We start from the raw sequence: 5430 nt of genomic DNA on the forward strand, positions 1-5430 counted from the left end.
GGGCGCCCTCGAACACCACGGTGCCGCCATCATGGCCGGCGCCGGGGCCGAGATCGATGACCCAGTCGGCGCGCGAGATGACATCGAGATTGTGCTCGATGACGATCACCGAAGACCCCGCCTCCACCAGCCGGTCAAACAGCCCGATCAGCGTATCGACGTCGTTCATGTGCAGACCCGTGGTCGGCTCGTCGAGCACATAGATATTGCCCTTCTTGCCCAGCTCCGCCGCCAGCTTCAGCCGCTGCCGCTCCCCGCCCGACAGAGTGGACAGCGGCTGCCCGAGCGTCAGATAGCCGAGCCCCACATCCACCAATCCCTGCAGGATTTTCGCCACCGCCGGCTCGGTAAAGAACTTCGCCGCATCCTCGATGCTCATCTCATAGACATCGGCAATCGACTTGCCGCGCAGCTCATGCGCCAGCACTTCGGGCAGGAACCGCTTCCCCTCGCAGGTCTCGCAAGTCGTCACCATCGGATCCAGATGCGCGAGATCGGTATAGATCACCCCGAGCCCATTGCAGTCCGGACATGCCCCTTTGGAATTGGCAGAAAACAGCGACGCCTCGACCCCATTGGCCTTGGCAAAGGCCTTCCGCACATTGTCCAGAATGCCCGTATAGGTCGCCGTATTCGAGCGCCGCGACCCACGCGCCAGGTTCTGGTCGATGATGATCGTGTCCGGATAAGCCGTGGGCAAACACCCCTGGATCAGGCTCGATTTCCCCGACCCGGCAACCCCCGTCACCGCGGTCAGCACGCCGCGCGGAATATCGACCGAAACATCCTTGAGATTATTGATTCCCGCCTTCTCGATCTTCAGCGGCTCACCCTTGGCCGCCCGCACCTTGTCCTTGATCGGCTGGTGCTTCTTCATGTGATTGCCGGTCAGCGTCCCCGAACCCAGCAGCCCCGCGAAATCGCCCTCATAGACCACCTCGCCGCCCTTCGATCCGGCGAAAGGCCCCATATCCACCACATGGTCGGCGATGGCGATCATGTCCGGCTTGTGCTCCACAATGAGCACCGTATTGCCCTTGTCCCGAAGCTGCGTCATCAGCCCCGCCAATCGCCCCACATCATGCGGATGCAGCCCCACCGAAGGCTCGTCGAACACATAGGTGATGTCGGTCAGCGAAGAGCCCAGGTGCCGCACCATCTTCACCCGCTGGCTCTCCCCGCCCGACAGCGTCGAACTCTCCCGATCAAGGCTGAGGTACCCGAGCCCAATGGTCACCAGGTTCTCAAGCCGCAATGCCAGCGCCTCCAGCATCGGCCCCACCTGCGCCGCCTCGATCGAGCGGATAAACGGCGCCAGATCGCTCACCTGCATGCCGGACAGGTCAGCAATCGACTTGCCCTTGATAGTGGACTTCAACGCCGCCTGATTAAGCCGCGTCCCGTGACAAGCCGGACAGACGGCGCGGGTAAAGATCTTGTCGTACTCCACCCGCACATGCGGCTGCAGGCTTTCCGGGTCCTTGGCCCCCAGCCCCTTCTTTAGCTTGGCGACCACGCCCTCATACGTAAGCCCGATCTTGCCTACCTTGATCTTCCGTCCATCGTCGAGGTTGAACAGGTTCTCCCGCTCTTCCTCGGAGAAATCCCGAACCTTCTTGTCCATATTGAACAGGCCGGAATTGGCGTAGATTTCCCACCACCAGCTATCGACCGAAAAGTCCTTGGGCAGGATCGCGCCCTCATTGAGCGACCGGTTCTCGTCGATCACCGCCGCCATATCCATGGCCGCCACCTGCCCGATCCCCTCGCAATCCGCGCACATGCCGCGCGGATCATTGTACGAGTAAAGCGATGGCGCCCCGAGCTTCGGCTCTGCCAGCCGCGAAAACAGCACCCGCAACATCTGCGCCGCATCGGTCACCGTTGCCACCGTCGAGCGCGAATTGCCGCCCAGCCGCTGCTGGTCGACAATGATCGCCGCCGAAATGTTTTCGAGCTGATCGGCATCAGGCTGCCCATAGCGCGGCATGAACTGCTGCACGAAAGCGGGATAGGTCTCGTTGATCAGCCGCTGGCTTTCCGCCGCAATGGTCCCGAACACCAGCGACGACTTCCCCGATCCCGAAACCCCGGTAAACACCGTGATTTTGCGCTTGGGAATATCGAGCGACACATCCTTGAGATTGTTCTCCCGCGCCCCGCGAATGACGATCGAACCGTAGGGGGTAGTGTCCGACATGAAAGCTCCCTCAAGCGAATTTGGTCTGCAGGCGAACACTGCCTGCCCTCTTTGACACGACGTGTCAGCAAGCCCGACTTCGACAAGGCGTAGCAAATTTGAGGTGATTGCGCTCTTCTCAACCCGCCCACCGCGTCATTCCCGAGAATGCGGGACTCCCTCTTTCGCCCCCCAAACGGAAATCCCCGCTTTCGCGGGGATGACACAGTTTCTGGAATTGGTTGGTAAGGGCCCTTAGTGCCCTGTCCCGCCGATCAGCCTCTGGCGGATCGCCGTACTCATATTGTCGAACAGGAACACCACGAACAGGATCAACAGCACCATATAGGCCACCTTGTCCCAGTCCGAATTGGTGCCCATCGACTCGAGCAGCTTCAAACCGATACCACCCGCACCCACGGCGCCGATCACCGTGGCCGAACGCGTATTGCTTTCCCAGAAGTAGAGCGACTGCGACACGAACACCGGCAGCACCTGCGGCACCACTCCATAGCGGTTGACCGATGCCGGGCTTGCACCCACCGACTTCATGCCCTCGCGCTGCTTGTCGTCCACATTCTCCAGCGCCTCGGCATAGACCTTGCCGAGCGCACCGGTATCGGTGAAGAAAATCGCGGCGATGCCCGGGATAGGACCAGGGCCGAAGCCGCGGGTAAAGAACAGCGCCCAGATCAGCATGTCGACCGATCGGATGAAGTCGAAGAAGCGCTTCATCAGCCAGTTGGTCGTCCGGTTCGGCGTAATCGTCCGCGCCGCAAAGAAAGCCAGCGGGAAGGCCAACAGCGTCGCCAAGAGCGTACCGACGAAAGCCATCACCAGCGTCTGGAACAGCTTTACGAGAATGTCCGCATGCTGCCAGGCCTGATTGTTGAGCCACTGGTTGACGACGAACTGCGCATTCGACATCTCGGGATTAACCCGGTCGCCAGAGAACATCAGGCCGATCGAGGAGAAGAAATCATGCCCCCAGAGCGGCGATTTCGGATCGTAGAGGAAATTGGCCCAGCCAAAGAAGCGGCGCTGCACATAGACCTGGTTGTCGCGGATCTCGGCCTGACCTTCAAAGCCAAAGTCGACGATCACCTTCTGGCGGTCCTGCTGGATCGCCGCCGGCGCGCCTTCCGGTGCCGTCGCGGCGCCGTTAGCGATAACCACCGGCCAGGCCTCGCCACCGACATAGACCTGAACTTCGGTCGTCGTGATATCGAGCCGGTCGGCCTCGCTGCCAAAGGTAACCGTCACGCTGCCATCTTCATGCGGCGTCAGCCAGTCGATGGTGGCACCCACCGGGTACTGCCCACGGCTCGACCATTGCGGCGTGATCGTCCCATCCTCGCCAAAGCGCAGGCGCGGCGTCGCACGCCAGCTATACCAGTCCTGGACATAGATCGAGGCGCGGTCCCATTTGCCGTTCTGCAGTGCCGGTCCGACATTGAAGAAGAACCAGCAGAAAACGAGATAGAGCACCGTCGCGGCAATCCCGACGATCAGGCCATGACGTTTGAAGAACGAGGTCTTGAAAACCTCGGGAAATTTCTGTTGGAGCCGAGCGCGCTCGGCAGCACTGATCGCTGACATCTTTACACGCTCGCCTTTCCGAAATTGAGACTTGCATCGCCCACGAGGCGCCCACGCAGCCAGCCCGAGAACTGGTCGATGGCAATGATGGTCACGAGCAGCAGGATGATGATCGCATAGGTCTGCGCCGCATAATCGCGCCCGATCGAGAGACGGAACACCTCGCCGATACCGCCGCCGCCCACCGCACCGATAATGGTCGAGGCGCGCACGTTGATCTCCATGCGGAGGAGACCATAGGACACAAAGTTCGGCATCACCTGCGGCACGATGGCGTAGCGCACGCGCTCCAGCCAGCTCGCACCCACCGACTTCAGCCCCTCATCGGGCTTCATGTCGGCATTCTCGACGACCTCGAAGAACAGCTTTCCGAGCGCACCCACCGTATGCAGCGACACCGCCGCGATAGCAGCAATCGGCCCGATGGAGAGCACCGCCGTCAGAAGACCCGCGATCACGATTTCCGGGAAAGCGCGCATCACTTCCATGATGCGGCGAACCACCCAGCGCACCGCTCCCGCGCCAACAAGGTTCGTGGCCGCGAAAAAGCAGAGGCAGAAGGCAAAGGTCCCACCAATGATGGTCGAAACCACGGCGATATTCACCGTGACGATCAACTGGTAGATGAAATTCGGGATGTAGAACGTATCGGTCAGATAGATATTGCTCGAGGTGTAGTCGTACTTGGCCGACCCGTCGAAATAGGGTGACTCGATACCGAACATGGCGCGAAAGATCTCGAATGGATCGCGCGGCATGAAGTTCTTGATGAAGTCGAACATATAAGGGAGGCGTTCAAAGAACTTCCCCGAATTGGCCGAGTTGGCATAAGACATCGCCGCAAACAGCGCGACCAAAACGCCGATCACGACGAGGATCGTATAGATCCGCCGCGTCCTGACCTGGCCGCGATAGTGCTCCAGCAGCGTCGCGCCCGCCTGCGAAAGTCCAGTCGAACTGTGGGTGGTATCGGCCATGGGCAGTCATCCATTCCACCGCGTCATTCCCCCAAAGGCGGGAATCTCTCTTGCAGAGACCCCCGCTTTCGCGGGGGTGACGTCGTGCTAAAACAGGAAGAGAGGCAGGACTAGCCTGCCTCTCCCAGTAAGAAATTAACCGCCGATCACCGACTTACGAGCGTCGATGATGGTCTGGTAGAGCGGCTGGCCGGCGTCGACGAAGTTGGTGTAGCCACCAGCGGTGAACGCGTCGAAGCATTCGAAGTCGGTTTCCGGCAGGGCCTTGAAGAAGGCGGTAACCTGAGCCTTCGTTTCAGCCGGGAGCTTGTTGGAAACCATCAGCGGGCCGTTCGGGATGATCGGGGACTGCCAGACTTCAACCAGGTCGTCCATGTCGAGCAGACCCTTGTCGACCATGATGCGCAGGTTGCCGGAAGTGTAGCCTTCCGAGAATTCGCCCTGGCCCGAACCGAAGGTGGTGCCAACATCCCAGGTGCCGTCGAGAACGCCGAGCACGAGGTTTTCGTGGCCGCCGCCAAAGCCGGTTTCGCTGTAGAATTCAGCGATCGGAGCGCCGATATCGGCCGGCAGGGACACGTTCGGGATCAGGTAGCCCGAGGTGGAATCGGGATCGGCGAAGCCGAGCTTCTTGCCCTTGGTCGAAGCGAGATCGGTGATGCCCGAGTCAGCGCG

General features: G+C 60.6%; 4 protein-coding genes. All 4 read right to left on the reverse strand.

The window, feature by feature from the left end:
- Nucleotides 1-2200: ATP-binding cassette domain-containing protein (locus tag ABW043_RS22745; RefSeq protein ID WP_353923474.1), on the reverse strand; the 2200-nt coding region annotated here is incomplete at its 3' end.
- Between the two features lie 234 nt (nucleotides 2201-2434).
- Nucleotides 2435-3778: a phosphonate ABC transporter, permease protein PhnE gene (gene phnE / locus ABW043_RS22750; RefSeq protein ID WP_353923475.1), complete on the reverse strand. Its 1344-nt coding sequence runs from the start codon at nucleotides 3776-3778 to the stop codon at nucleotides 2435-2437.
- A gap of 2 nt (nucleotides 3779-3780) precedes the next feature.
- Nucleotides 3781-4755: a phosphonate ABC transporter, permease protein PhnE gene (gene phnE / locus ABW043_RS22755; RefSeq protein ID WP_353923476.1), complete on the reverse strand. Its 975-nt coding sequence runs from the start codon at nucleotides 4753-4755 to the stop codon at nucleotides 3781-3783.
- A 135-nt stretch (nucleotides 4756-4890) separates the two neighbouring features.
- A partial coding sequence (gene phnD / locus ABW043_RS22760) for a phosphate/phosphite/phosphonate ABC transporter substrate-binding protein (protein ID WP_353923477.1) occupies nucleotides 4891-5430 on the reverse strand: 540 nt, incomplete at its 5' end.

It is taken from the genome of Devosia sp. (assembly GCF_040509215.1).
In the GTDB taxonomy this organism is placed as follows: domain Bacteria; phylum Pseudomonadota; class Alphaproteobacteria; order Rhizobiales; family Devosiaceae; genus Devosia.